This window comes from Halioglobus japonicus (genome assembly GCF_001983995.1).
In the GTDB taxonomy this organism is placed as follows: domain Bacteria; phylum Pseudomonadota; class Gammaproteobacteria; order Pseudomonadales; family Halieaceae; genus Halioglobus; species Halioglobus japonicus.
This window is the reverse complement of record NZ_CP019450.1, coordinates 1,187,057-1,212,378: the sequence shown is the minus strand read 5'-3', so window position 1 is coordinate 1,212,378 and position 25,322 is coordinate 1,187,057. Positions and strand designations below refer to the sequence as shown.

The 25,322-nt window shown below is 58.8% G+C and carries 23 protein-coding genes; 11 read left to right on the top strand and 12 right to left on the bottom strand.

Features of this window, described 5'->3' with window-relative positions; translation table 11 throughout:
* Position 1: 1 nt before the first annotated feature.
* The 5 genes from lysA to BST95_RS05670 are packed head-to-tail and all read left to right on the top strand — an operon-like array spanning position 2 to position 4,465.
* Complete coding sequence (gene lysA, locus BST95_RS05690; RefSeq protein ID WP_084198510.1) at positions 2-1,252, top strand: diaminopimelate decarboxylase; 1,251 nt, start codon at positions 2-4, stop codon at positions 1,250-1,252.
* A gap of 16 nt (positions 1,253-1,268) precedes the next feature.
* Positions 1,269-2,099 carry a diaminopimelate epimerase gene (dapF, locus tag BST95_RS05685; RefSeq protein ID WP_084198509.1) on the top strand — a complete coding sequence of 277 codons (831 nt, stop codon included), beginning with the start codon at positions 1,269-1,271 and terminating at the stop codon, positions 2,097-2,099.
* A 35-nt stretch (positions 2,100-2,134) separates the two neighbouring features.
* Positions 2,135-2,836 (top strand): DUF484 family protein, encoded by a 702-nt coding sequence (locus BST95_RS05680; protein WP_084198508.1) that lies wholly within the window; start codon positions 2,135-2,137, stop codon positions 2,834-2,836.
* Between the two features lies 1 nt (position 2,837).
* Positions 2,838-3,755 carry a tyrosine recombinase XerC gene (xerC, locus tag BST95_RS05675; RefSeq protein ID WP_084198507.1) on the top strand — a complete coding sequence of 306 codons (918 nt, stop codon included), beginning with the start codon at positions 2,838-2,840 and terminating at the stop codon, positions 3,753-3,755.
* Positions 3,752-4,465, top strand: coding sequence for an HAD family hydrolase (locus BST95_RS05670; RefSeq protein WP_084198506.1), 714 nt, complete (start codon positions 3,752-3,754; stop codon positions 4,463-4,465). The genes xerC and BST95_RS05670 overlap by 4 nt, the downstream gene beginning before the upstream one ends.
* A gap of 6 nt (positions 4,466-4,471) precedes the next feature.
* On the opposite strand, the gene BST95_RS05665 is transcribed toward BST95_RS05670, so the two are convergent.
* From BST95_RS05665 to BST95_RS05650, 4 genes are all read right to left on the bottom strand, one after another.
* Positions 4,472-4,810 carry a P-II family nitrogen regulator gene (locus tag BST95_RS05665; protein ID WP_084198505.1) on the bottom strand — a complete coding sequence of 113 codons (339 nt, stop codon included), beginning with the start codon at positions 4,808-4,810 and terminating at the stop codon, positions 4,472-4,474.
* Between the two features lie 308 nt (positions 4,811-5,118).
* Positions 5,119-6,387: an ammonium transporter family protein gene (locus BST95_RS05660; protein WP_084198504.1), complete on the bottom strand. Its 1,269-nt coding sequence runs from the start codon at positions 6,385-6,387 to the stop codon at positions 5,119-5,121.
* Between the two features lie 29 nt (positions 6,388-6,416).
* Positions 6,417-6,755 carry a P-II family nitrogen regulator gene (glnK, locus tag BST95_RS05655; protein ID WP_066055687.1) on the bottom strand — a complete coding sequence of 113 codons (339 nt, stop codon included), beginning with the start codon at positions 6,753-6,755 and terminating at the stop codon, positions 6,417-6,419.
* Positions 6,756-6,821: 66 nt separating this feature from the next.
* Positions 6,822-7,541, bottom strand: a complete 720-nt coding sequence (locus BST95_RS05650; protein ID WP_066055691.1) for a TorF family putative porin — start codon at positions 7,539-7,541, stop codon at positions 6,822-6,824.
* A 355-nt stretch (positions 7,542-7,896) separates the two neighbouring features.
* Here BST95_RS05650 and BST95_RS05645 point away from each other — a divergent pair, with 355 nt between their 5' ends.
* From BST95_RS05645 to BST95_RS05630, 4 genes are all read left to right on the top strand, one after another.
* Positions 7,897-8,160 carry an accessory factor UbiK family protein gene (locus BST95_RS05645; RefSeq protein WP_084198503.1) on the top strand — a complete coding sequence of 88 codons (264 nt, stop codon included), beginning with the start codon at positions 7,897-7,899 and terminating at the stop codon, positions 8,158-8,160.
* A gap of 44 nt (positions 8,161-8,204) precedes the next feature.
* Complete coding sequence (locus BST95_RS05640; protein ID WP_084198502.1) at positions 8,205-9,695, top strand: YifB family Mg chelatase-like AAA ATPase; 1,491 nt, start codon at positions 8,205-8,207, stop codon at positions 9,693-9,695.
* Between the two features lie 132 nt (positions 9,696-9,827).
* A complete protein-coding gene (locus BST95_RS05635) occupies positions 9,828-11,078 on the top strand; it encodes a cytochrome P450 (RefSeq protein WP_084198501.1) in 1,251 nt (416 codons plus the stop codon).
* 48 nt (positions 11,079-11,126) lie between these two features.
* The gene (locus BST95_RS05630; protein ID WP_084198500.1) at positions 11,127-12,620 is read left to right on the top strand and encodes a carboxypeptidase M32; all 1,494 of its coding nucleotides are present in this window, start codon (positions 11,127-11,129) and stop codon (positions 12,618-12,620) included.
* Between the two features lie 42 nt (positions 12,621-12,662).
* Here the strand turns inward: BST95_RS05630 and BST95_RS05625 are convergent, their stop codons facing one another.
* Together BST95_RS05625 and BST95_RS05620 are read right to left on the bottom strand one after the other, a co-directional pair.
* Positions 12,663-14,819 carry a 3-hydroxyacyl-CoA dehydrogenase NAD-binding domain-containing protein gene (locus BST95_RS05625; protein WP_084198499.1) on the bottom strand — a complete coding sequence of 719 codons (2,157 nt, stop codon included), beginning with the start codon at positions 14,817-14,819 and terminating at the stop codon, positions 12,663-12,665.
* A 12-nt stretch (positions 14,820-14,831) separates the two neighbouring features.
* On the bottom strand, positions 14,832-16,034 hold the full coding sequence (locus BST95_RS05620) for an acetyl-CoA C-acetyltransferase (RefSeq protein ID WP_084198498.1): 1,203 nt from the start codon (positions 16,032-16,034) through the stop codon (positions 14,832-14,834).
* Between the two features lie 272 nt (positions 16,035-16,306).
* Here BST95_RS05620 and rep point away from each other — a divergent pair, with 272 nt between their 5' ends.
* Entirely contained in the window at positions 16,307-18,304 is a 1,998-nt protein-coding gene (gene rep / locus BST95_RS05615; protein WP_084198497.1) for a DNA helicase Rep, read from the top strand.
* On the opposite strand, the gene BST95_RS05610 is transcribed toward rep, so the two are convergent.
* The 6 genes from BST95_RS05610 to BST95_RS05585 form a co-directional block, all read right to left on the bottom strand.
* A complete protein-coding gene (locus tag BST95_RS05610; protein WP_146004235.1) occupies positions 18,294-18,824 on the bottom strand; it encodes a hypothetical protein in 531 nt (176 codons plus the stop codon). The two genes, rep and BST95_RS05610, sit on opposite strands and share 11 nt — an antisense overlap.
* Positions 18,825-18,850: 26 nt before the next feature.
* A complete protein-coding gene (locus BST95_RS05605; RefSeq protein ID WP_146004234.1) occupies positions 18,851-19,204 on the bottom strand; it encodes a hypothetical protein in 354 nt (117 codons plus the stop codon).
* A 29-nt stretch (positions 19,205-19,233) separates the two neighbouring features.
* The gene (locus BST95_RS05600) at positions 19,234-19,692 is read right to left on the bottom strand and encodes a hypothetical protein (RefSeq protein WP_084198494.1); all 459 of its coding nucleotides are present in this window, start codon (positions 19,690-19,692) and stop codon (positions 19,234-19,236) included.
* 60 nt (positions 19,693-19,752) lie between these two features.
* On the bottom strand, positions 19,753-22,878 hold the full coding sequence (locus BST95_RS05595) for an efflux RND transporter permease subunit (RefSeq protein WP_084198493.1): 3,126 nt from the start codon (positions 22,876-22,878) through the stop codon (positions 19,753-19,755).
* 13 nt (positions 22,879-22,891) lie between these two features.
* A complete protein-coding gene (locus tag BST95_RS05590; protein ID WP_169843859.1) occupies positions 22,892-24,034 on the bottom strand; it encodes an efflux RND transporter periplasmic adaptor subunit in 1,143 nt (380 codons plus the stop codon).
* An 88-nt stretch (positions 24,035-24,122) separates the two neighbouring features.
* On the bottom strand, positions 24,123-24,545 hold the full coding sequence (locus tag BST95_RS05585; protein WP_229801781.1) for a c-type cytochrome: 423 nt from the start codon (positions 24,543-24,545) through the stop codon (positions 24,123-24,125).
* 195 nt (positions 24,546-24,740) lie between these two features.
* Here BST95_RS05585 and BST95_RS05580 point away from each other — a divergent pair, with 195 nt between their 5' ends.
* Positions 24,741-25,316: a glutathione S-transferase family protein gene (locus BST95_RS05580; RefSeq protein WP_169843858.1), complete on the top strand. Its 576-nt coding sequence runs from the start codon at positions 24,741-24,743 to the stop codon at positions 25,314-25,316.
* Positions 25,317-25,322: the final 6 nt, after the last annotated feature.

Genomic DNA, 25,322 nt, shown 5'->3' with positions numbered 1-25,322 from the left:
CATGGATCAATTCACCTATCGCGATGATCAACTCTACGCTGAGGACATGCAGGTTGCCGCCATCGCGGAGCGATTTGGCACCCCCTGCTACATATACTCCCGCGCTGCCCTGGAGGCGCGCTTCAAGGAATACCAGGATGCCCTGGCAGGTGCCGATCACCTCATTTGTTACGCGGTAAAAGCAAATTCCAACCTGGCAGTACTGGATGTGCTGGGGCGCATGGGCGCGGGATTCGACATTGTTTCCGGCGGAGAGATGGAGCGTGTGATTGCGGCCGGTGGCGATCCGGCGAAGATTGTTTTTTCCGGGGTGGGTAAAACCCCCGCAGAGATGGCGCGCGCCCTCGATCTGGACATCGCGTGTTTCAACCTCGAATCCGCCCAGGAGCTGGAAGTTCTGGCAGAGGTTGCGGCGGACAAAAACACGGTCGCCCGCGTATCCGTGCGGGTTAACCCCGATGTCGATGCCCAGACGCACCCCTATATTTCGACGGGCCTGCGCGAAAACAAGTTTGGCGTGAATACTGACGAGGCCATGGCGGTTTACCGTCGCGCCGCTGAACTGCCCGCCATCGAGGTTGTGGGTATCGACTGCCATATTGGCTCGCAGCTCACCCAGATCAGCCCGTTCATCGACGCCCTCAAGCGCCTGCTGGCGCTGGTCGATCAACTGGCAGCCGAAGGTATTACCCTACATCACCTGGACCTGGGTGGCGGCCTCGGCGTCTGCTACAAGGATGAACAACCGCCCTCGGTGGCCGAGTACATTGGCGCCGTGCGCGCTGAACTGGGCGACCGGCCACTGCAGCTGGTCTTCGAACCGGGCCGCTCCATTGCCGCCAATGCGGGCCTGCTGGTGACCCGGGTGAACTACCTGAAAACCACCGAGGCCCACCACTTTGCCCTGGTGGACGCCGCCATGAACGACATGATCCGGCCGGCGCTCTACCAGGCCTGGCTGGATATTCGCCAGGTGGACCGCGGCGCACAGGGCCAGACAGCCCAGTGGGATGTGGTCGGGCCCGTGTGCGAAACCGGAGATTTTCTCGGCAAAGAGCGGGAATTGACCCTGGCCCCAGGGGATCTGCTGGCCCTGTCGGGCGCAGGTGCCTACGGGTTTACCATGAGCTCCAACTACAACACGCGCCCGCGGGCGGCCGAGATCATGATCGATGGCGACCAGGCACACGTCGTGCGCGCCCGCGAGGTGTTCGAGGACATGGTGCGCGGCGAGTGTCGCCTGCCGGAGTAAACGCTACACTAGCCCTATGATTTTGAAGTTCACCAAAATGCACGGCGCGGGCAATGACTTTGTCGTCATCGACCTGATCAGCCAGCGTTGCAAACTCCGGTCCCGGGACTTTCGCAAGATCGCCGACCGGCGCTTTGGCGTGGGCTGCGACCAGATTCTGCTGGTGGAGCCTCCCGGCAGCCCCAATGTGGATTTTCGCTACCGCATTTTCAACGCCGATGGCGGCGAGGTAGAGCAATGTGGCAACGGCGCCCGCTGCTTTGCCCGCTTTGTACGCGACAAAAAGCTGACCGCCAAGAAGGTGATTAGCGTGGAAACCGCCAGCGGCGTCATTACCCTGCGCGTCCGCGATCAGCATCAGGTTGAGGTGGACATGGGCGCGCCCGAGTGGATACCCGCGCGCATTCCCTTCAATGCCCCAGCGGAGCAGGACAGCTACCAGATCGAGGCCGCTGGCCAATCGCTGGAAATCGGCGCGGTCTCCATGGGCAACCCCCACGCGGTGACCCGGGTCGACGACGTCGACGCCCTGGACCTGGACAGTCTGGGTCCACAGGTCGAAAACCACGGCGATTTTCCTGAGCGCGTGAACGCCGGCTTTATGCAGGTCATCAGCGAGCGTGAAATTCGTCTGCGCGTGTTTGAACGCGGTGTAGGCGAAACCCTGGCCTGCGGCACCGGCGCCTGCGCCGCCGTGGTATACGGCCTCAAGCGCGGCTGGCTGCGGGATTCCGTGACAGTTCAGCTGCCCGGGGGTAAGCTGTCCATATCCTGGCCCGGGGACGGCCACGGAGTGATTATGACCGGACCCACCGCGGTGGTGTTCGAGGGAACAATAAAAGTCTGAGGGGCATACGCCCCCAGCAGCAGGGGAGCGACACTATGTCAGCAGGAAACGAGCCAGCCCAGGCGGCCACAGCCGAGTTGGACCTGAGCGACGAGCAGGTCAGGGAGTACCTCAAGGAAAACGGCGATTTCCTCCAGCGCAACCCGGATATGCTCGATCATCTGCATATTTCCCACGCGTCCGGCTCAGCGGTATCGCTGGTCGAAAAACAGGTAAGCGTACTGCGCGAGCGCAACATGGAAATGCGCCACCGCCTCAACACCCTCACCGCCAATGCGCGCGACAACGACAAGCTTTACGACCAGACCCGTGCGCTGGTGCTGTCACTGCTCGACGCCAGAAACCGGGAGCAGCTTTATCAGCATTTCATGCAATCTATGGCGGAACACTTCAAAGTCGAACACGCCAGCATGATTCTCTTTGGCGAGCCGGGCAGCGCCGGCGAATGCCGTATCGAGAGCCTGGAGTCAGCCAAAATCGAAATCGGCAGCCTGTTGCGCGGCAACAAGCCCGTTTGCGGTGTCTTGCGCAAGGAAGAACTCAACTACCTGTTCCCGAATGCCGGCGAAGTGGGCTCGGCGGCCCTCATGCCACTGGTCAAGAACGGTGAAATCGGCCTGCTGGCGGTGGGCAGCTCCGATGCCGGCAAATACAGCAGCAGCATGGGCACCCTGTTCCTGTCGCATATTGCCGAAGTCATTGTGCGCCTGCTGCCCAAGTTAGACACGGCGGATTGATGTGAACGAGGCCCTGGCCCGATCCTGCGAGCGGTTTATCGACTACCTGCGGGACGTACGCCAGCTCTCAACTCACACCCTCACCAACTACCAACGCGACCTGCAATCGCTGCAGGCCTGGGCCAGCAATAATCAACGCGCCAGCGCAGCCGAGCTGAACGAGGCGGATATCCGCGCCTGGATCAGCCTGCTGCATCGCCGCGGCCTGGCCGGCAGTAGTATCCAGCGCAGCCTGTCGGCAGCCCGTTCTTTTTTCAACTTTCTCGGCAGAGAGAACGGCCACCCCCGCAACCCGGCGGCCAGCGTGCAGGCACCGCGCAAGCCGCGCAAACTGCCCAAGACACTCGACGCCGACCAGGTCGGGCGCTACCTGGAATTCGACGACAACAACCCCACCAGCGTGCGCGATCGCGCAATGGCTGAGCTGTTCTACTCCTCGGGTCTGCGCCTGGCGGAGCTGGCAGCCATTGATGTAGACGACTTTGACCGCGACTCACGCCTGCTCACCGTGACCGGCAAGGGCAGCAAAACCCGCACGGTGCCGGTAGGCTCTACTGCACTCGAGGCGATTGACGCCTGGCTGGCAGCGCGACCACCGGCCATGGCCGGTGACGATGATGGCGCGCTCTTTACCAGCAACCGCGGCAAACGCATCAGCGAACGCAATATTCAGGCGCGTCTAAAACTGCAGGGCCGCAAGGCCGGCATGCATCAGGACGTGCACCCGCATATGCTGCGCCACTCGTTCGCCAGCCACATGCTGGAATCCTCCGGCGACCTGCGCGCCGTCCAGGAGCTGCTCGGGCACGCCAATATCTCCACCACCCAGATTTACACACACCTGGATTTCCAGCATCTGTCCAAGGTGTACGATGCCGCCCACCCCCGAGCCAAGCGGCGCAAACAGGACAAAACATGAGTATCAAGGTCATTACCTTCGATCTGGACAATACCCTCTGGGACGTCGAGCCTGCCCTGATTCGGGCCGAGCAGGCCCAGCGCGCCTGGCTGCTGGAACACCGCCCCGGCACCATCGAGCGCTATGATCACGAGGCTTTATGGGCGTTTAAAAAAGATCTCTGGAAGCGCCACCCCGAACTGATTCACAACGTGACTGCCATGCGCATGCAGATGCTGCGGGAGCTACAGCAGGCAGCTGGGTACGACGAGCGGCAGGCGGAGGCGGGCGCCGAGGCGGGCTTCGCGGCATTCCTGAATGAGCGACACCGAGTCGAACTGTATGAACAGGCCCTCGATGTTCTGCAGGCACTGGCGCGGGATTATCGTATTGGCGCATTGACCAATGGCAACGCCGACATCTACAAAACCGACGCCGGGGAATACTTTGATTTTGCTTTTCTGGCGGAGGAATTTGGCTCAGCCAAACCCGCGCCGGATATGTTTCAGGCCGCGATGGCGCGCTCAGGTGCCCGCGCCGATGAAATTGTCCATGTGGGGGACAACCCCGATCACGATGTGCGCGGAGCTTTGGAGGTGGGGATGTATACCGTGTGGATGAACCTCCGCGACACGCCCTGGCCCGACGGGCCAAGAGCACACGAAGAAGTTACTTCACTGGGAGAACTACCCGCAGCGATTGCGCGGATAGCGGCCGCTAATTCCAGCTAATCCGGGCTAGATAGCGTCTTCGCCGGTCTCGCCGGTACGAATCCGAATCACCTGCTCGAGAGGCGAAACAAAGATCTTGCCGTCGCCGATTTTGCCGCTGTTGGCGGCCGAAATAATCGCCTCGATGGCCTTTTCAACATCGCTGTCGGCCACCGCAATCTCAAGCTTCACCTTGGGCAGGAAATCCACCACGTACTCGGCTCCGCGATACAGCTCGGTGTGCCCCTTCTGCCGGCCAAAGCCCTTCACCTCGGTCACTGTGACACCCTGGACACCGATCTGTGACAACGCCATACGCACGTCATCCAGTTTGAAAGGCTTGATAATGGCTGAGACCAGTTTCATGCAGCGACTCCTTGGTTGCGAGCGGATAACTATAGGAGCTATTGGCGGGCATGTAAATTGAGAGGGGGATGGTTAGGGATGCGCCTTCCTGGCTGCTGCGGAGCTGGGACGAGTTGGGCTTTCATTCCCAGCCACGTCCGATCACCATCCATGGCTCCCATGAGCTATGAAGGGTTAGGTGTTTATTCCCAACCACGTCCGCCCGCCATCCATGGCTCCTGCGGACGTACATTACATCCTTGTAAATAAAAAAAGGGGGCCAAAAGGCCCCCCAAGTACACGCATTATACAATGCGCCCGCAAGATGGTTATGACTTGGTAAATTCCGGGTAGGCTTCCACACCACATTCGTGGATGTCGACACCGTCGTACTCTTCTTCTTCAGTGACACGGATGCCCATGATCATTTTCAGTACGAACCAGGTGATGAAGCTTGCTGCGAATACCCAGATAAAGATGACCAGGGTACCTACCAGCTGACCCATGAAGGTCGCGTCGGAATCGGACAGCAGTACCGCGAAGATGCCCCAGATACCCACAACACCGTGTACGGAGATGGCACCAACAGGATCGTCGAGCTTCAGCTTGTCCAGAGTCACGATGGAGAACACTACAATGATGCCGCCAATCGCGCCGATAATGGTCGCCAGCAGGGGCGAGGGATCAGCAGGTTCAGCAGTAATCGCCACCAGACCAGCCAGCGCACCGTTAAGAGCCATGGTCAGGTCAGCCTTGCCGAACATGATTCGCGCAACAATCAGGGCGGCGATCAGGCCACCGGCAGCGGCGGCGTTAGTGTTCAGGAAAACGTTAGCAACTTCGTTGGCAACACCGATGCCACCCAGTTTCAGGGTAGAGCCACCGTTGAAGCCGAACCAGCCCATCCACAGGATGAAGGTACCGAGGGTCGCCAGCGGCAGGTTGGCACCGGGAATGGCGTTAACCTGGCCTTCGGGGCCGTACTTGCCTTTACGTGCGCCCAGCAGGAGTACACCAGCCAGGGCTGCAGCAGCACCTGCCATGTGAACAATACCGGAGCCCGCGTAGTCGGAGTAGCTCAGTTCGCCGATGAAGGGAACAGCCTTGCCACCCCAGGTCCAGCCGCCTTCGATCGGGTAGATGAAGCCAGTCATGACAACCGCAAAAGCCAGGAAGGCCCACAGCTTCATACGCTCGGCCACAGCACCGGACACGATAGACATACAGGTTGCAACAAATACCACCTGGAAGAAGAAGTCAGAAGCACCGGCATATTCACCCATATCGGCGAAGCCAGCTTCCTTCGAGGCCTCCAGTACAGCAGCGACAGCCGCGTCATCCATACCAGCAACAGTAGTTACTTCCGACAGGAAGATGCCACCGTCGTACATGAAGTGGTACCCGCAAACCAGGTACATGGTGGATGCCACTGCGAACAGGGCAACGTTTTTGAGAAGAATCTCAGTTGTGTTCTTGGAACGGACCAGACCAGCTTCGAGCATTGCGAAGCCTGCTGCCATCCACATAACCAGTGCGCCACAGACAAGGAAGTAGAACGTGTCCATTGCGTACTGTAGTTCGAAAATATTGTTTTCCATGGGAATACTCTCTACGGACAGTAAAAGGGTTAGATGGCTTCTTCGCCGGTTTCGCCCGTACGAATACGGATAACCTGCTCAAGCGGTGATACAAAGACTTTACCGTCGCCAATCTTGCCGGTATTGGCTGCCTTGGTAATGGCTTCAATGGTCTGGTCGACTACGCTGTCGGCAACGGCCACTTCGATCTTCACCTTCGGCAGAAAGTCGACAACGTACTCCGCGCCACGGTACAACTCAGTGTGCCCCTTCTGGCGGCCAAAACCTTTTACTTCAGTCACGGTGATGCCCTGCACGCCGATTTCTGACAATGCTTCGCGCACGTCGTCCAGCTTAAAGGGCTTCACAATAGCCGTGATTAGTTTCATGTTTCTCTCCTGGAGTTCTTAAATGGCGCCCACTGGGGGCGCCATGGGATAAGCCTTCAAACGTGCTTACATGCTCTTGGAAACGGTGAATACAACAGTGTCTTCGCCCCAATCGGTGTCGAACACGTCTTCTTCATCCAGAGTGGTGCCCACGTAGGCGATGGACCAGTCAACGGCCAGCCAGGAAGTGCTCAGGGCAACAGAGTAATCGGTGTAGGAATCTTCGCTGGTTGCCAGGAAGCCACCATCTTCTTCAAGATCGTTGAAGCCAACGTGGAAGTCCAGGGAGAAGTTCTCACCCAGGCCCAGGCTGTAGTCAGCGTAGTAGTAGAAGAAAGTATCGGTCTCGCCGTAGTAGTCGTCAGAGTACGCCATGCCCACGGTGAAATCGTAGAATGAGAAGGAACCGTAGAGCTCCTGGTAGTCGCCCTCGGCGCCATCATCTCCGGGGTAATCGTAGTACAGGTAGCCAACGTCAATGGCGGAGTTCTCGCCAATGTCCATGCCCCAGCCCACGTAGTAGTCCAGTTCCAGAGAGCCGTCGAAGCCGTCATTGGAATCGAAGTCTACGGACGAACCCCAGGTACCAACGTAGATGCCGTTATCGAACGCCAGGTCGAAACCACCCTGCAGGGCGATGCTTTCGTCGGACTGGGAAATACCGCGGAAGCGGTAGTCGCTGGTCAGGGCTACATTGGCGCTGATTTCAGCCGCTTGTACTGTAGTTGCAGTCGCGCCAGCCAGCAGCGAGGCGGCAACGGCAGCGGGAAGTACTTTTTTCAACATGTTCCAAATCTCCAAAAATCGTTTTGAGTGTCAGATTGGTATTGCTTCGTCTAATTTCGGGCACGTTGTGCGCGCTATACAAATCCACCCGAGTAATTGCAGATGGTGTGCCAAAGTCTTTATTAGTTATTAATATCAATTACTTAACACTAAAACGACGCTCCTGCAGCAGTATTCCTGCGCAAAGAAGGCACCGCGCGTGCACCAATGTTGTCACTCGCACCATCTTGGTGCACCAAAATGACGCACACTGGAAAGCGCATCAGAATTCGCCACCCGTGGACGCTTCTGATCTGGGTATACCCCGGGAAATCCTCTAGAATCTGCAGCCAAGGCACAGCGAAAAGGCAGGCACATGGCGATCAAACCCCCTCCTCCCCCCTGGGACGTCCTCCAACAGGTCGGCGACATGGTGGGCCAGTCCGGCCTGCGCGATGAGGTCGACAAAGGCGTCAAGACGCTGGCACAGGGAGCGTTGAATAGACTGGATGTCGTGAGCCGGGAAGAGTTTGATGTGCAGGCGGAGATTCTCAGACGCACTCGCGAAAGGGTAGCGGAACTCGAATCCGAACTCGCCCAACTGACCACCGAACTGGAAGCCCTGTCCGAGGGCCCCTGAGGCCTTTTCACCTATCTGAATAGCCCCGCGCTCAAGGATGAGCCATGGAACTATCAATTGTTCACAGCCGCGCCCTGGTGGGGCTCTCGGCGCCACCTGTTCGGGTTGAAACTCATCTCTCCAACGGGCTGCCTGCGTTTCACATCGTCGGCATGCCCGAGACCGCTGTCCGTGAGAGCAAAGACCGGGTTCGCTCGGCTATTCTCAACTCCCACTTCGAATTCCCTGATCGCCGCATTACCGTCAATCTCGCCCCGGCCGACCTGCCCAAGGAAGGCGGGCGCTTCGATCTGCCTATTGCACTGGGTATTCTGGTGGCCTCCGGGCAGCTGCCGGGGGACAAGCTGGATCACTGCGAATGTCTTGGAGAACTGGCACTGGACGGCGGCTTACAACCGGTCACGGGCATTGTTTGCGCCGCGCTTGCCGCGAGCGCATGCAACCGGCCCCTGATAGTACCGCTGAGCTGCGCAGCCACTGCCAGCGTCGTCGATGACATCGCCCTCCTCGGTGCACCTGACCTGCTCACGCTATGCGCACACCTCAATGACAGTGAACCACTGCCCACCTTTGCTACAAGCCCCGCCCAGCCCACGGCCAACAACACGCCCGACCTTGCCGAAGTAACGGGTCAGGAAGGCGCCCGACGTGCCCTGGAAATCGCCGCCAGTGGCGGTCACAACCTGCTGTTAACAGGGCCACCCGGCACCGGCAAGACCCTGCTCGCCAGTCGTATGCCGGGGATTCTGCCACCACCGGATCCACAGGAAGCGCTGGTCATTCTGGCGCTGCGCGACTTCTGTGGCTTAGCAAAGCCCGGTGAATCTGCACAGCGACCCTTCCGATCACCACACCACAGTGCCAGCGCTGCAGCGCTTATTGGTGGCGGCGGCAATCCACAGCCCGGTGAGGTGTCGCTCGCACACGGCGGTGTGCTGTTTCTCGACGAGCTGCCGGAGTTCTCCCGCCACAGCCTGGATATGCTGCGCGAGCCGATGGAGTCCGGGCAGGTGACTCTCGCCCGGGCCAGACACCGGGTCAGCTATCCCTCCAGCTTTCAATTGGTGGCGGCCATGAATCCCTGCCCCTGTGGCTACCTCGGCGACCCGGAGCACCCCTGCTGCTGCTCGCCAGAGCAGATTCAGCGCTATGCGGGGCGTATTTCCGGCCCGCTGCTGGACCGCATCGACTTACATGTCCCGGTCACACGCCTCCCACCCGCGCAATTATTGCGCCGCGGCGGCCGCGGTGAATCGTCAGCGACCATCCGCCAACGGGTGAGCGCATGCAGAGCTCGGCAACTGCACCGTCAGCACTGCGTCAATGCCCGCCTCAGTAATGACCAGTTACTTGAAATCAGCCAGCTACATGAGGGCCCACGCGCGCTACTGGAAGCGGCAGCGGGCCAGCTCAAGCTGTCCGGGCGCGGGCTGCATCGTACATTGCGTGTGGCGCTGACCCTTGCGGACATGGAAGGCTCCTCGCATATTCAGGAGGCCCATATAGCAGAAGCGCTGGCCTATCGGGCCGCCTGACCGCCCCTCCCAGTCCAATAGATAAGACCAACCCCGCTTTACCTGTCAGGGTCGCTATGCCACAATTTCCTACAAACTAATAGTCATTAGTTTGGCTACTCTTTTTACAACTGCCCTGCGGGAGACATCGCCATGAGCCAGTGCCCCTTTTCCAATCTGCTCGACCCCGACACCTATAAAGATGGTATGCCATACCAGATGCTGAGCGACATCCGCAAGGCAGGCCCAGTGGTAAAAATGGAAGACCCGCTGACGGGCATTCCCTACTGGGTTGTCACCCGTATCAAGGACCTCGACGAGGTGTCCAAGCAACCGGCGCTGTTCTCCTCCGAAAAACGCGGCGCCTTTCCCATGGAGATGGAAGAGGCTTCACTGGAAATGCAGAAGAACACCATCATTAACATGGACCCGCCCCGGCACCAGAAGGTGCGCCGGATCGTGCGCAATGCATTTACCCCAAAGCGAGTAGATTCTTACGAACCCATGTTTCGCCAGCATGCCAAGAGCATTGTCGACGCAGTCGCCAGTCGCGGCGAATGCGAGTTTGTCGAGGAGGTCGCTGCAGAACTGCCGCTGATCGCTATTCTGGATTTGCTGGGTGTGCCCAAGGAAGACCGCAAACAGTTCTTCGACTGGACCAACACCATGATTTTCGCGGATGACCCGGATATGGCCACCTCGGAAGAGGATGCCCAGATCGCCGCCATGGAGGCCATTGGCTATGCCATGCAACTGGTGGAGAAACACCGCCAGGAGCCGATGGACAACATCACCGGCGCGCTGCTGGACGCTGAACTCCAAGGCGAGCCGGTCAGCGAGGAGATGTTCGCCTGGATGTTTATCCTGATTCTGGTGGGCGGCAACGAGTCAACACGCACCGTGATTGCCCAGGGTATGCGCCTGCTAATGGAAAACCCCAATCAGCTGCAATACCTGGTGGATAACCCCGACAAGATTAGCAACGCCGTCGAGGAAATTCTGCGCTACAACACGGCCTTTATCTCCATGCGCCGCACCGCGACCGAAGACTGCGAACTCGCCGGCCAGCAGATCAAGGCCGGCGACAAGATTATTCTCCATTACCATGCTGCCAACCACGACGAAGATGTGTTTGGGGACAATGCCACAGAATTCGACATTACTCGCGCCGAGCGCATGCCTGACCTGTACAACCAGCTGCGCTCCTTTGGCATTGGCCAGCACTTTTGCATTGGCACCCACCTGGCACGCCTGGAACTGAACGTTATGTTCGAGGAAATTATCCCGCGCCTGCGCAACCCGAAGTTTGCCGAAGAACCCCAGTTTGTGCGCTCATTCTTCGTCAACGCCATGAAGGAAATGCGCATCAGCTTCGACGCAGAAGCCGGCGCCGACGCAGCCTGAACACTGTGCCTGTGCTATTCTCCCCGGCTAATTCCGGGGAACAGCACCATGAACGCCTACCAGAAACTCGAAGCCACCCACAAGCGCCTGTCGGCCCTGCGCAATGCCGAGGGCATTCTGTTCTGGGATCACGAGACAATGATGCCATCGGGCGCAGCCGAGGCCCGCGCCGAGGTCGAAGCCGAACTCAGTGTCATGCAGCACGAGATCCAGACTGACCCTGCCACGGCCGATGCCATCGCCGAAGCCGAACAGCAACGCGAGCAACTGGACCCGTGGCAGCAAGCCAATCTGCGCGAAATCAAACGCCTCTACCGCCACGCCAATGCAGTACCGGCAGATCTGGTGGAAAAAATGGTCCACGCCCGTCACGAGGCCACCATGGTATGGCGTGAGGCACGCCCGGCGAATGACTTCAAACGCCTCGCCCCCAAACTGAAAGCCCTGTTCGATCTCAAACGCGAAGAGGCAGGGATTAAGGCAGAGCTGTTCGGCATTACCCCCTACGAAGCGCTGCTCGATCAGTACGACCCTGGCCGTCGCGAAGTGCAGATCGATGCCATCTTCGATGATCTGGCAGGGTTCTTACCCAACTTCCTGCAGCAGGTGCTGGAGAAACAGGCTCAGGGACCAGCCATCCTGCAGCCGCAGGGGCCTTTCGCCCTGGACAAGCAGGAGGCACTGAGCCGGGCCGTCATGGAAGTTCTGGATTTCCCCTTCGATCGCGGCCGGCTGGATGTGGCAGCGCATCCCTTCTCTGGCGGCGCCGACGGCGACAATCGAATCACCACTCGCTACGAGGAGTCCGACTTTACCGCCAGTCTCATGGCCGTAGTGCACGAGGTGGGCCACGCCCTGTACGAAGATGGCCGGCCCAAAGACTGGCTCAGCCAGCCAGTAGGAAACAGCCGGGACATGACCCTGCACGAGAGCCAGTCACTGTTACTGGAGATGCAGGCGGGGCGTTCAGAGGCGTTTATTCGCCACCTGGCGCCGATTATCCGCGACACCCTCGGTGGCAGCGGCCCGGCCTGGGAGGCCGACAACCTGGTACGCCTACAGCACAAGGTTGCGCCCGGGTTGATCCGGGTCTATGCCGACGAGGTGACCTATCCGCTGCATGTGATACTGCGCTACAAGCTGGAGAAGGCTATTGTCGCGGACGACATCACCATCGACGACCTGCCCGGCGCGTGGAACGAGATGATGCAGCGCTATCTGGGTATTACCCCACCCAGCGATACGGATGGCGTCATGCAGGATGTGCACTGGCCCGAAGGCCTGTTCGGCTACTTCCCCACTTATTCACTGGGAGCAATGGCCGCTGCACAGATATTTGCCGCTGCCAATCGCGCTGTACCGGAAATCATGCCGGGGCTGGCTGAAGGTAACCTCAAGCCGCTATACGGCTGGCTGGACACCCATATTCGCTCTCAGGGCTGCCTGTACCTGCCCGACGAACTGATCGAACGGGCCACGGGTGAGCCGCTGGGTACGGCGGCCTACAAGGCCGCCGTCACGGCAAGATATCTCAACAATTGAGGGATCGCCAGCGCCCGCCAATACGGGCGCCGGGTCAGGACATCAGCCAAACGTTCTGCCGTCAGCTGCCATATCCAGCAGCAACTGTGGCGGCTCGAAGGCCTCACCGTAGGCTGCCGCCAACTCCTTTGCCCGATCGGCAAACGCCTGCACGCCGTAGGCGTTCACACATTGGTACACACCGCCGGTGTGCGGCGGAAAACCAATGCCCATAATGGAGCCGATATTGCCGTCACCGACACTGGTGAGCACACCCTCTTCCATAATGCGGATGGCCTCCAGCACTTGGGAGAACAGCAGGCGGTCTTTCACGTCCTGATAGGGCACGTCCTTATAGCCATCTTTGGCGAACAATGCCTTCAGGCCCGCCCAGGTAGCCACCTTCTTGCCGTTATCGTCGTAGTCGTAGAAACCGGCGCCCTTGGCCTGGCCGACACGCTCAGCCTCTTCCACCATGATCCGAATCACTTCAGATTCGGCCGAGGGCTCCACCTGTTCACCGCGGGCTTCGGCATCGACGCGCTGCTGATTGGCCGCGTGATAAGCGGTCTCCAGTGAGATCGTGTCGAGGGTCTCCAGCGGCCCCATGGGTGAGCCATTGAAGGCTGCGCCATTTTCGATCAGCGCCGGGTTCACCCCTTCAGCCAACATGCGCTGGCCCTGGGTAATGGTCTGGCCGATGACCCGGGTGGTAAAGAAGCCGGGAGCGTCCTTGACCACAATCGGCTTCTTGCCCATTTTTTGCGCCAGATCAAAGGCCCAGGCCAGGCATTCATCTGAGGTTTGCTCGCCGGTAATGATTTCCACCAGGGGCATGCGCTCCGCCGGGGAGAAGAAGTGCATGCCGATGAAGTTCTGCGGGCGCACTGAAGCTTGCGCCAGTTCAGTAATGGGCAGCGCCGAGGTATTGGAAGCAAACACTGCCTGCTCACCCAGTACCGCCTCGGTCTCGCGGGTAACCGCAGCCTTCACATCGCGATTCTCAAACACCGCTTCAATGACCAGGTCACAATCTGCCAGGTCAGCAACATCCGCCGTCGGCTGAATGCGCCCCAGAATCTCTTCTGCCTGCTGCTCGTCGATTCGCCGACTTTTCTCGCAGGCACTGGCAGCGTAGGCCTTACCCTTGTCCGCGTTTTCCTGAGTCAGGTCCTTGAGGACCACATTCATCCCTACCTTGGCCGCATTGAACGCAATACCTGCGCCCATCACACCCGCCCCGAGAATGCCGAGTTTTTTCACCTCGGTCTTGGCAATACCCTCGGGCCGTGACGCGCCGGCATCCAGCGCGTTCATCTGTATAAAGAATGTAGTCATCATGTTGCGCGATACCTGATCGAGCAGCAGGCGCTGGAAATAGCGCGCCTCAATCTTGTGCGCGGTGGCATAGTCCACCCGGGCGGTATCAATCACCGCGGCAATAATCACCTGCGGTGCTGTCATATTGCCCTTGGTCTGGTTCATGACATTCACCGGGCCGAAGTACGTCAGACCCTGGGTGGCCTCATCCTGCGGGCCTCCGCCCGGAATACTGTAGCCGGGCTGCTCCCAGGGCTGCCTAGCGTCCGGGTTGGCCTTAATCCAGGCTTTGGCCTGCGCGGCCATGGCCTCTTCATCGGCCGCCAACTCGTGAATCAGGCCTTTTTCAAGTGCCTTCGCTGCCACCAGCTGCTTGCCCTGCGAAATCAGGCCCAGCGCTTCCTGCATACCAAGCATGCGCGTCATACGGACAATGCCGCCGGCACCGGGCAACAGGCCCAGCATGGCCTCGGGCAGGCCGACTTTCACTTTCGGGGAATCCATTGCAATGCGGTAATGGCAAGCCAGCGCAATCTCATAACCACCACCCAGTGCCGGGCCATTAATACCCACGGCTACCGGTACGCCCAGGCGCTCAATACGGGCCAGTGGCTCCTTGGCATCGAGCAGTCCCCGGTGCATTTCTTCCCGCTCTTCCTGAGACGGATTGAGGTCCATCTCCAGCATCATGGTAATGTCGCCGCCAGCAAAGAACTGACCGGGCTTACCGGAGCGAATATACAGGCCCTTAAGCTCATCACCCATGGCTTCCAGTTCGTCCAGTGCTTTGGGCATGGCCTCTGCGTATTCTTCACCCATAACATTCACCGACTTGCCCTCCTGATCAAAAATCAGGTCAACAATGCCATCGGCGTCTTTTTCCAGTCGGATATAACTCATCTCTACAACTCCTTAAACACGCTCGATGATAGTGGCAATGCCGATACCGCCACCGGCACACAGGGTGACCAGGCCGGTGTTCAAATCGCGACGCTCCAGCTCATCCAGCAGCGTTCCCAGCACAATGGCACCGGTGGCGCCAATGGGATGCCCCATGGCAATCGCGCCGCCGTTCACGTTGATCTTGTCATCGGCTACGCCCATGAGTCGCTGATAGCGCAACACCACCGAAGCAAACGCCTCATTGAGCTCGAACAGGTCGATATCGTCGACGGTCATTCCCGCCATCTTCAACGCTTTCTCTGAGGCAGGTGCCGGACCGGCCAGCATAATGGTGGGTTCACTGCCGGTAACGGCCATCGCCTTGATGCGCGCCCGCGGCTTCAGGCCCTGGTCGTCCCCTGCCTGCTTGTTGCCGAGCAGCACCAGCGAGGCGCCATCGACGACACCGGAGGAGTTGCCCGGGGTATGTACGCAGTTAATTTTCTCTACCTGCGGATACTTAAACTTGAGGAAATCGCCATGGCCGAAATCGTTAAACATGGCAAAAGACGGATTGAGACGGGCCAGGCTGTCCATGTCCGTGGGACGGATGAGTTCATCGCGATCGAGCACAGTGACGCCATTGAGGTCCTTGACCGGCACAATTGATTTGTCGAAATAGCCATTGTCACGGGCATGGCCAGCGCGGCGCTGTGACTCACAGGCATAGCGGTCGACGTCCTCACGGCTGAAGCCGTCCAGGTGCGCCATCAGGTCAGCGCCGAGGCCCTGGGATATGCCATAGCTCTGCATGGCCACCCAGGCATCGCCTGCGGCCGCACCGGATGCACCGATGCCAAGGCGGGACATACTCTCAACACCGCCGGCAACGCCCATAGACTCCATGCCGGACATGATTTTCATGGCGATGTTGTTCACTGCATCGAGGCCACCGGCACAGTAGCGGTGCAGTTGGGCACCGACGGTAATATCATTCCAGCTGGAATACACCAATGCAGTTTTGGCAATATTCTGCCCTTGCTCGTTGACCGGTTCACCGGTGGCACAGATGAAATCCTCCACCTGGGTGGTATCCAGGTTGTGGCGGGATTTCATCTCCTCCAGCAGGTTGGTCACCAGGTCAATGGGCTTGACCTCGTAGAGGCCGCCACCTGGCTTGCCCTTGCCACGGGGCGTGCGAATAGCGTCGTAAATAAAAGCGTCTTGGGTCATGTGTGGGTCCGTTGCGACATCAAACTGAGGCGCTCAACATACCCCAAGACAGAGACGCCACAAGCGCTCCAGAGGAATTAGGAAGCGGCGTTTATCCATTTAAACTACCGGCCGCCGGCGACTGTACCATTCGGCCAGAAGCGTATGACATTTTCTGCCACGGCAACGATCTGGCGCGAGCTCCGTCTCGCCACCTGGACTATAAGTCGCCGGTAATTTCGCCACAATCTGGTAGACTCTGCGGCTTGTTCGATTTTCAGTTATAAGATTCAGTGACCCAGTTAAATCCCCGTCAGCGCGAGGCTGTCCGCTACATCGACGGCCCGCTGTTGGTGCTCGCCGGTGCCGGCTCCGGCAAAACCAGCGTAATCACCCAGAAAATTGCCTATCTCGTGCAGACCTGTGGCTATCGCGCCAACCGGATTGCCGCCGTGACATTTACCAATAAGGCGGCCCGGGAAATGAAGGAGCGGGTTGGCAAACTGCTGGGCAATAATGGCGAGGGGCTTACCGTGAGCACCTTTCATCAGTTGGGCCTGAAGATCATTCGTCACGAGCGCAAATACCTGAGCCTCAAAACCGGCTTTTCAATCTTCGACGGCCAGGACACCCAGGCCCTGATCAAGGACCTGCTGATTCAGGAGCACGGTTCAGACGGCGACCAGGCCCAGACGATTGCCAACCAGATATCCAACTGGAAAAACGACCGCCTGCTGCCAGAACAGGCAGTGGCCAAAGCCAAGTCGCCGGCGGAGATTTTGTGCGCCCAGGCTTATCTGCGCTACCAGCGCGCGCTTAAGGCCTACAATGCCCTGGACTTTGATGATCTTATCCTGCTGCCCACGGTACTGTTCGAGGAGCACCCCGCGGTGCTGGAGAAATGGCAGAACCAGATTCACTACCTGCTGGTGGACGAATACCAGGACACCAACTCCAGCCAGTACCTGCTGGTAAAACAACTGGTAGGGCTGCGCGGAGGACTCACCGTGGTAGGCGACGACGACCAGTCCATCTACGCCTGGCGCGGCGCCAAACCGGAAAACCTGGCCATGCTTCAGGAGGATTTCCCCGCCCTGAAGCTGGTGAAACTGGAACAAAACTACCGTTCCACCTCCCGTATTCTCAAAGCCGCCAATACGCTTATCGCCAACAACCCGCACGTCTTCGACAAGGCACTGTGGAGTGAGCTGGGCTACGGCGACCCACTGCGCGTTATCCGCTGCAGCGATGAAAACCACGAGGCCGAGCAGGTGGTGGCCGAGATAATCGACCACAAGCTGCGCAAGAAAACCCGCTTTGGTGATTACGCCATTCTCTACCGCGGCAATCATCAGGCCCGCCTGATGGAAATTGCCCTGCAGCAACAGCAAGTGCCCTATCACATGTCCGGCGGCACCAGCTTCTTCAGTCGCAACGAGGTCAAGGACATCATGGCCTACCTGCGCCTGCTGGTGAACGAGGATGACGACAATGCCTTTCTGCGTATTGCCAACGTGCCGCGCCGCAAGCTCGGCGCCTCCACTCTGGAAGCATTAGGCAATGTCGCCAATGCGCGCCAGTGCAGTTTAAGCCAGGCCTGCGGCCGGGCCGATAGCGGCGATATACCCGAGGCCGGCCTGAATCGGTTGCGGGAATTCCGTACCTGGGTAGACAGCTTCCGCCGCCGCGTAGAGACCGGTGACGGCATTGCCGCCGTGCGCGAAATGATTCGCGACATGCGCTACGAGGACCACCTCGTGCAACTAAGCTCCAGCGAGGATGTGGCGCAGCGGCGCATGAGCAACGTACACTTCCTGGTGGACTCACTGCACAAGGTGATGAGCGACGAAGAGGTGGGCCTGAACGAGGCGATCTCACGGTTGATTCTGCGCGACCTCATGGAACAACAGGAAGAGGAAGACGCGAGCCCGGACAACGTGCAGATGATGACCATGCACGCATCCAAGGGTCTGGAATTCCCCCACGTTTTTATCATCGGCATGGAAGAAAACCTGCTGCCACACCGCTCCAGCGTCGAAGACGGCAATGTCGAGGAAGAGCGCCGGCTCGCCTATGTGGGTATTACCCGGGCGCGAGAGACGCTGGCCATGACCATGGCCCGCACCCGTCGCCAGTTTGGCGAAACTATTAACTGTGAACCCAGCCGCTTCCTGGATGAACTACCGGCGGGCGATCTGACCTGGCAGGGCGGTGAGGATGAAGAGGAAGGGGCGAATGAGCAGCGCGGCCAGGAAACCCTGGCCGGGCTGATGAGCATGTTTACTCAATAACGCGGAAGTAGGGATCCAGCGGCGGGCAGGCCTCGCTGTCGACGGCGATAGTGAACTTATAAAGGGCACCATTTTCCAACCTTGGCGCGTCGGTCAAAATCGGTACGTCCGTGCGCATTGCACCCGCAATATCCTCCGCAGGTACAAGTGACACTGGGCCCTGAAATGGGTCAAACCACACCGAGTATTCGACGTCCGCAGGGGCCCATTTGCCGTTGGCATTTTTTGCATAGGCCTGCCAGGCACCATACTGGTTGGGCAGCTTGGTATCGAGTTCGGTCACCAGATCTTTAATTCTGAACGGGCAATACACTGTTTTACCCGTATCATCCTTGCGCTCACGAAAAGCTACAATGTTGTAAGACACATTGTTGATTTCCACCGTACGCATTGTATCGAAAACCTCCTGACTCACACCCGCTTCGGCGCCCTCCTTGGATACACCCATTGCTGAGCAAGATACGAGCAGCGCAGCAGCCGACAGCATCCCTGACAATTGTATAGGTCCAACTCTTTTCATATTTATCTCCATTTGGATTTAGCGCGTCATTCCCCCTGCGCCATTAACGCCCCAAAACGAGGCAGTTCTTTAAGCCCTGTCAAATTCGCATCTGCCAGCGCCAGATTCATTGGATAACGGTCATCCAGCGCAGACGCCAGTGACTGCATGACAATATCGAACTCACCCAGCGACGACAATGCCGTCGCCGTGGAGTACTTAACATAGACGTCATTGGGCGCAATTGCCTGCGCCCGCTCAATGAAAGTGTGAGCCAACGGTGCATTGCCCAGGGCTGCATGGTAGTGAGCCATTAAGGCCAGCGTCTGGGCATTGTTCTCGTTGATCGCCAGATGCCTTTCCGCCAGCTTGAGTGCATTTTCATACATGGGTCCGGCCATATCATTACTCGGAAGCGTAGCGATAGGCATCAACGAGGTTGCCCCAGTTCCTCATCTTCGCTGAGATTGACGAAGGGCATAACCGCGATCGAGGCATCGGCGATGGTGGGATCGATAGACGAGGTGTCCGGCGGATTGGCGAGGCGGCCCACATAGAGATAGCCCACCAGGCCACAGAGAATCAGGACTACCGTCAGCTCGATAATTCGGGCCGACGAGAAAGGCATTTCAGCGCTCGCTTCGCCCTCCGCCATATGGGCACCCTGGCCTTCAGGCGTCAATTCGAACAACCACGACAGAATAAGGGCAAGCGGGAAACCGAGGGCGGCGATAACCAGAACCGCGGTGACGGTCCAATCCGGCAGGCCCACCACGGGGAAAATAATGTCCGACACCAGCAAGAAAGCCCATGCGCCGGCACAATAGACCGCCGCAGTACGGTAAACCTTTCTGCTTTTCAGCTCACTGACAAACTGCCGTAACTCCATGTCGACGCACAGCCAGGGGGGAACAATCCCTAAGTGTGTGACATTTTACGGATCTGGCAATCACTGGCGGCCAATGGTCTTGAGCCGCTCGCGAGTGCCCTGCACCATGGCATAGAACGCCGGCACGAAGTAAACACCCAGCACCATGGTAGCCAGCATGCCGCCGAACACGGTCATACCCAGGGCGCGCTGCCCTGCGGCACCCGCCCCGGAGGCCAGCACCAGTGGCAGAATGCCCAGTACAAATGAGATACCCGTCATGCAGACGGCACGAAAGCGCAGTTTGGCCGCATCCCTGGCCGCCACCAGAATTTCCTCACCATCCTGCTCGCGCTTCTGGCGCGCAAACTCCACCATCAGAATGGCGGTTTTGGCGCACATACCAATCAACAACACGATCCCGATCTGGGCATACATATTGAGAGCGATGCCACTGAGTATAAGCGAGGTAATGGCGCCGCCAATAGCGATGGGCACCACCAGCAGAATCGCCGCCGGTATTGACCAGCTCTCATACTGGGCCACCAGGAACAGGTACACGAAGATCAGCGCCAGCAAGTAGGCGTATATCGCCGCACTTCCCGCTTTACGCTCCTGATAAGACATACCGGTCCAATCGATATTGTAACCGGCTGGCAGAGTTTCCCGCGCGAGCTTCTCCATAGCCGCCATTGCCTGACCGGTGCTGTAACCGGGTGCGGCACTGGCTTGTACAGTGGCGGAACGGAACAGGTTGTAGCGGCTGGAGATATCCGGCCCGAGAATGGGTCGGGTGGTAACCAGTGTGCTCAGAGGGACCATTTCGCCAGCGCCGGATTTCACATAGAAACGATCGAGGTCAGACAGATCCGAGCGGTAGGTGGATTCGGCCTGCATAATCACCCGGTAGGTCTGGCCGAACTTGTTGAAATCATTGATATACAGGGACCCCATCTGCGCCTGCAGCGTCGCAAAGATCTCATCCAGGCTTACACCGAGATTCTTCGCCTTGACCCGGTCCACATCAACAAAATACTGGGGCACATTGGCGCGATACGTACTGAAGACACTTTGCAGCGCCGGTGTATGGTTGGCCTCAACGATCAGGTGGTTGAGCGCTGACGCCAGTTCCTGGGAACTGCGCGACAGTGTGTCCTGCAACACCACCTCCAGGCCGCCAGAGGCACCCATGCCGGGCACGGATGGCGGTGTGAGCGCAAACACCTGTGCCTCAGGCACCATCTGGAAGCCCTGCGCGTTAATGGTCTGTGCCACACCAAAAGAGCTGGACGTAAAGTCTTCGCGCTCCTCCCAGGGCTTGAGGCCAACGAACAGGGTTCCGCCATTACTGCTCATGGCACCGGACAGGAGACTGAAACCGGAAACCGCCGTCACCGTCTCGACTGCGGGGTTTTTGGAAATCAGACCACTGAGCTTATCCATCACCTCTTTGGTTCTGAGCAGTGACGAACCGTCGGGCAGTTGCACACTGACCATCATGGAGCCCTTGTCCTCATCGGGCACAAAGCCGGTGGGGGTTGTCATGAATCCGAACACTACCGCCGCGGTTAGCCCCATGAACACCATGGCCGTCATGCGCAGACGCCCCAGCAACCAACCCACGCCCCTGTCGTAGCTGTTGGTGAGGCGGCCAAAACCGCCCAGGAAACGCTGGTACCACGCCGCCTGGGCCCGTTCGCCGGACTTTAGCAAAAGACTGCACAACGCAGGGCTCAGGGTGAGCGCGTTCACAGAAGAGAACAGCACGGCCACACAAATGGTCACCGCAAACTGCTGGTACATCACGCCGGTAATACCGGGCAACATGGCTACTGGCACAAACACCGCGAGCAGTACCAATGTCGTAGCCACAATAGCGCTGCCCACCTCGTGCATGGTGATTTTGGCGGCGTCAGTCGGTGACATCGTCGGGTCTTCCCGCAGGTGGCGGTCGCAGTTCTCGATCACCAGAATCGCGTCGTCCACCACAATACCAATCGCCAGAATCAGGCCGAACAGTGTCACCGTGTTAATGGTCATCCCGGTGGCCAGCAGAATGGCAAAGGTCGCGACCAGCGATACGGGTATCGCCACTGCCGGTACCAGGGTGGCCCGGAACGATCCAAGGAAAATAAATGTTACCAGGATGACCAGGCCCACGGCTTCAAACAGCGAGCTCACCACCTGGCTTACCGCGGTGCTGACGTAGCGCGTGGTGTCATAGGGCATCAGGTAATCCATGCCCTCAGGAAAGTCTTTCGACATCTGCTCCAGCAGCGCATCCACCTCAGCGCCCACCTCCAGCGCATTGGCGTCGGCCAACTGGTATATGGCCAGGTTCACCGCCGGCACACCGTTGGTCTCGCCGTAAAAGTTGTAGGCGGACTGCCCGAGCTCAACCCGGGCGATGTCCTTGAGGAAAATCGCAGAGCCATCAGCTGTGGCTCGCAGCACAATATTTTCAAACTCTTCGACTTCCTGCAGGCGCCCCTTGGTCTGCAGGGTAAACTCTGACTGCAGCGGCCCTTCAAAAGGCGGAGCGCCGATCTTACCGGCGGCCACCTGTACATTCTGTTCGTGCAGTGCCGCGTATACCTCATTCACCGACAGCTCATAAATCGCCATCTTGTCCGGGTTCAGCCACAGGCGCATGGCGTAGTCGGCCTCGCCAAGAATCGTTGCTTCGGATACACCGGGAAGACGTGCCAGGGCACTTTGCAAATTGATCTTCACGTAGTTGGACACAAACTTGTAATCCAACTTGCCACCGGGCGCGGTAAAGCTGACCAGCTTGAGCATGTCCGGCGAACGCTCGGAAATATTCAGCCCCATGGCGGTCACTTCCGCCGGCAGTGAAGGCTCTGCCAACTTCACCCGGTTCTGCACGCGCACCAGCGCCATATCCGGATCTGAGCCTACCTCAAAGGTGACCGTCAACGCATAGCTACCATCGTTGGCGCTCTTGGAAGACATGTAAATCATGTCCTCAACGCCATTCACGGCATCTTCGATGGGAGTACCCACGGTTGTTTCGACAATTTCAGCTGAGGCACCGGGATACACGCCACTGACCATGATGCTGGGCGGGGAAATCGCCGGGTACTCGTTCACAGGCAAGGCATAAATAGATAAGCCACCCGCCAGGGTGAGCACAATAGCGATGACGATTGCGAACTTGGGCCGATCAATAAAGAAGGCGCTAAACATAAAAGGCCCTCGCTTACGCTGCTGCCGGTGCTGTTGTCGGCGCATCGGCGGCCAGCGGCATCGGTGTCGCCTTCACCGTCATCCCCGGGCGCACCAACTGCAGACCGCGCACAATGATCACATCGCCCTCAACCAGCCCTTCCAACACGAGCACGTTGGTATCCAGGCGGAAGCCGAGCTCGACATTGCGGCGCACGACCTCGCTTTCAGCGTTGACCATCATCACAAAGGCGCCCTGTTGATCCGCCTGCACCGCCGCCTGGGGGATGAACAGCCCCTCCAGAAGTTCGGTTTCATGGAGGATGACCCGCACGTACTGACCGGGCACTAGCAGCGAGCCAGGATTGGGAATCAGAGCCCGCGCTTCCAGTGTGCCGGTGGTCTGATCCACCCGGTTGGCGAAGTAGTCAATACGTCCCACTTCCGGATAGACCAGGCCGTTGGTCAGCTCCAGGGTTACTTCCACAGACCGGAGCTTCTCGACATCCAGCTCTTCGGCAAAGCGCTGCTTCATGGCCGCCACGTAAGTCGACTCACTCACCCGGAACAAGGCCTCGATCGGGTCGATGCTGACCAATGTGGTCAAGTTGCCGGTGCTGGGCCCGACCAGATCACCCACGCTGACAATACTGCGACCGATGCGGCCCGAGATCGGTGCGCGAATCGTGGTGTACCCGAGATTGACTTCGGCGCTGGTCACCTCGGCCTGGGCGGATTCGAACTGGGCGTCAGCATCGAGTTTTTTTGCGGTCAGATCATCCATCTCGGACTGGGAAATCGAACCCGAAGGAATGAGGCCCATGCCGCGCTTATAGTTGCGCTCGGCATTGGCCTGATTGGCCACGGCGGCCGCCAGGCCGGCCTGTGCACGGGCCAGGGCAGCGTCGTACTCGGAGGCGTCCAGGGTATAGAGAATGGCCCCCGCCTCCACAATTTCACCCTCGCGGAAGTCCCGACTATGCACATAGCCGCCCACCTTGGCCTGTATCGCCACATCATCAATGGCCTGCAAGCGGCCGACGAACTCCTGTTCGGGCTGATAGGGTTCCAGAACTACCTTGTCGGTAATCACCTCTATCATGGGCGGCGGCGGAGCCTCTTCGGAACAGCCGACAGCCAGGGATAATGTGAGCACAGCAAACAGGGGGCGCAGCATAGACTTAACTCCGGAGAACAGACCTACAAATGTAGCAAAAAAAAAGGCCGCGGTGCTGATGCACCGCGGCCTTTCGAGATTCGATAAATTACTGGCTGCCGGCGACCATGTAGTCAACCGCAGCATTGATCTCCTCGTCAGAGCAGTTCATGCAACCACCCTTGGCAATCATGCCAGTGCCTGGAACACCGTTAATGCCGCTGGCGTACAGCGCATCATTACCCTTGGCAATACGATCCGCCCAGGCTGCAACATCGCCCAGTACCGGCGCGCCACCGGCGCCAGTGCCGTGACAGGCCATACAGGCAGAGTTGTATACATCTTCACCAGAGCGAGGGCCACTGGATGCAGCCACAGCCGCGCCACCGCATTCGCTGTCGCCCTGCAGGCAGACTTCACCAATCGGCTTGATGCGATCTTCAATCGCAGTGCGCTGCTCCGCGGTGGGTTCAGCGGTGGCACCCAGTGCCAGAATCATGGCCGCCAGGCCAAGGGCGTAACGAATAATCACAATAGGGTCCTCTGTCAGTCCGGCGCGCATTATAGCCACTATTGGGGTGTGGGGAAAACTCACCTCAAGGGGAATATTGGCAGAAGGCCCGATTGCCCCTACCATGACCCACCCCTGTCCAGAACAATACTGCTAAGGATTCGACCCAATGAAACTCTATACCTACGACCCGGCCCCAACCCCCAGCGCCTGGCCTTGTTCCTGAAGTACAAGGGCGTTGAGATCGAAACCCAGCAGATTGACCTGATGACCCAGGAGCAGCTGGGCGAAGCCTATACCTCCATTGTCCCGGAGCGCACCGTTCCCGCCCTGGTGCTGGACGACGGCACCCTGCTCACCGAGGTGATTGGCCAGTGCATTTACCTGGAGTCTCTGTATCCGGAGAAACCCTTGCTGGGCACCAATGCGCAGGAGCGCGCCCAGGTCATCAGCTGGGATCACAAGCTGTTTATGAGCATGTTTCTGGGGGTTGCCGAGGTACTGCGCAACACCAGCAAAGGCTTTGTCGACCGCGCCATACCCGGCCCACTGAACCTGCCCCAGATTCCCGAACTGGAGGCGCGTGGCCGAAGCCGTCTGGAATTCGGCTGGCAGGACATGAACCGGCAGCTGGAAGGCAAAACCTGGCTGGCCGGCGACAGCTTCTCCCTGGCGGACATCGACATGGCCGTCATTCACGGCTTCTCAGGGTGGGTTAAAGCCCAACCGGGTGAAGAACTTGAGACAGTGCATGCCTACCTGGCGCGGGTAAACGCCGAATTGGGGCTGTAACCGCCC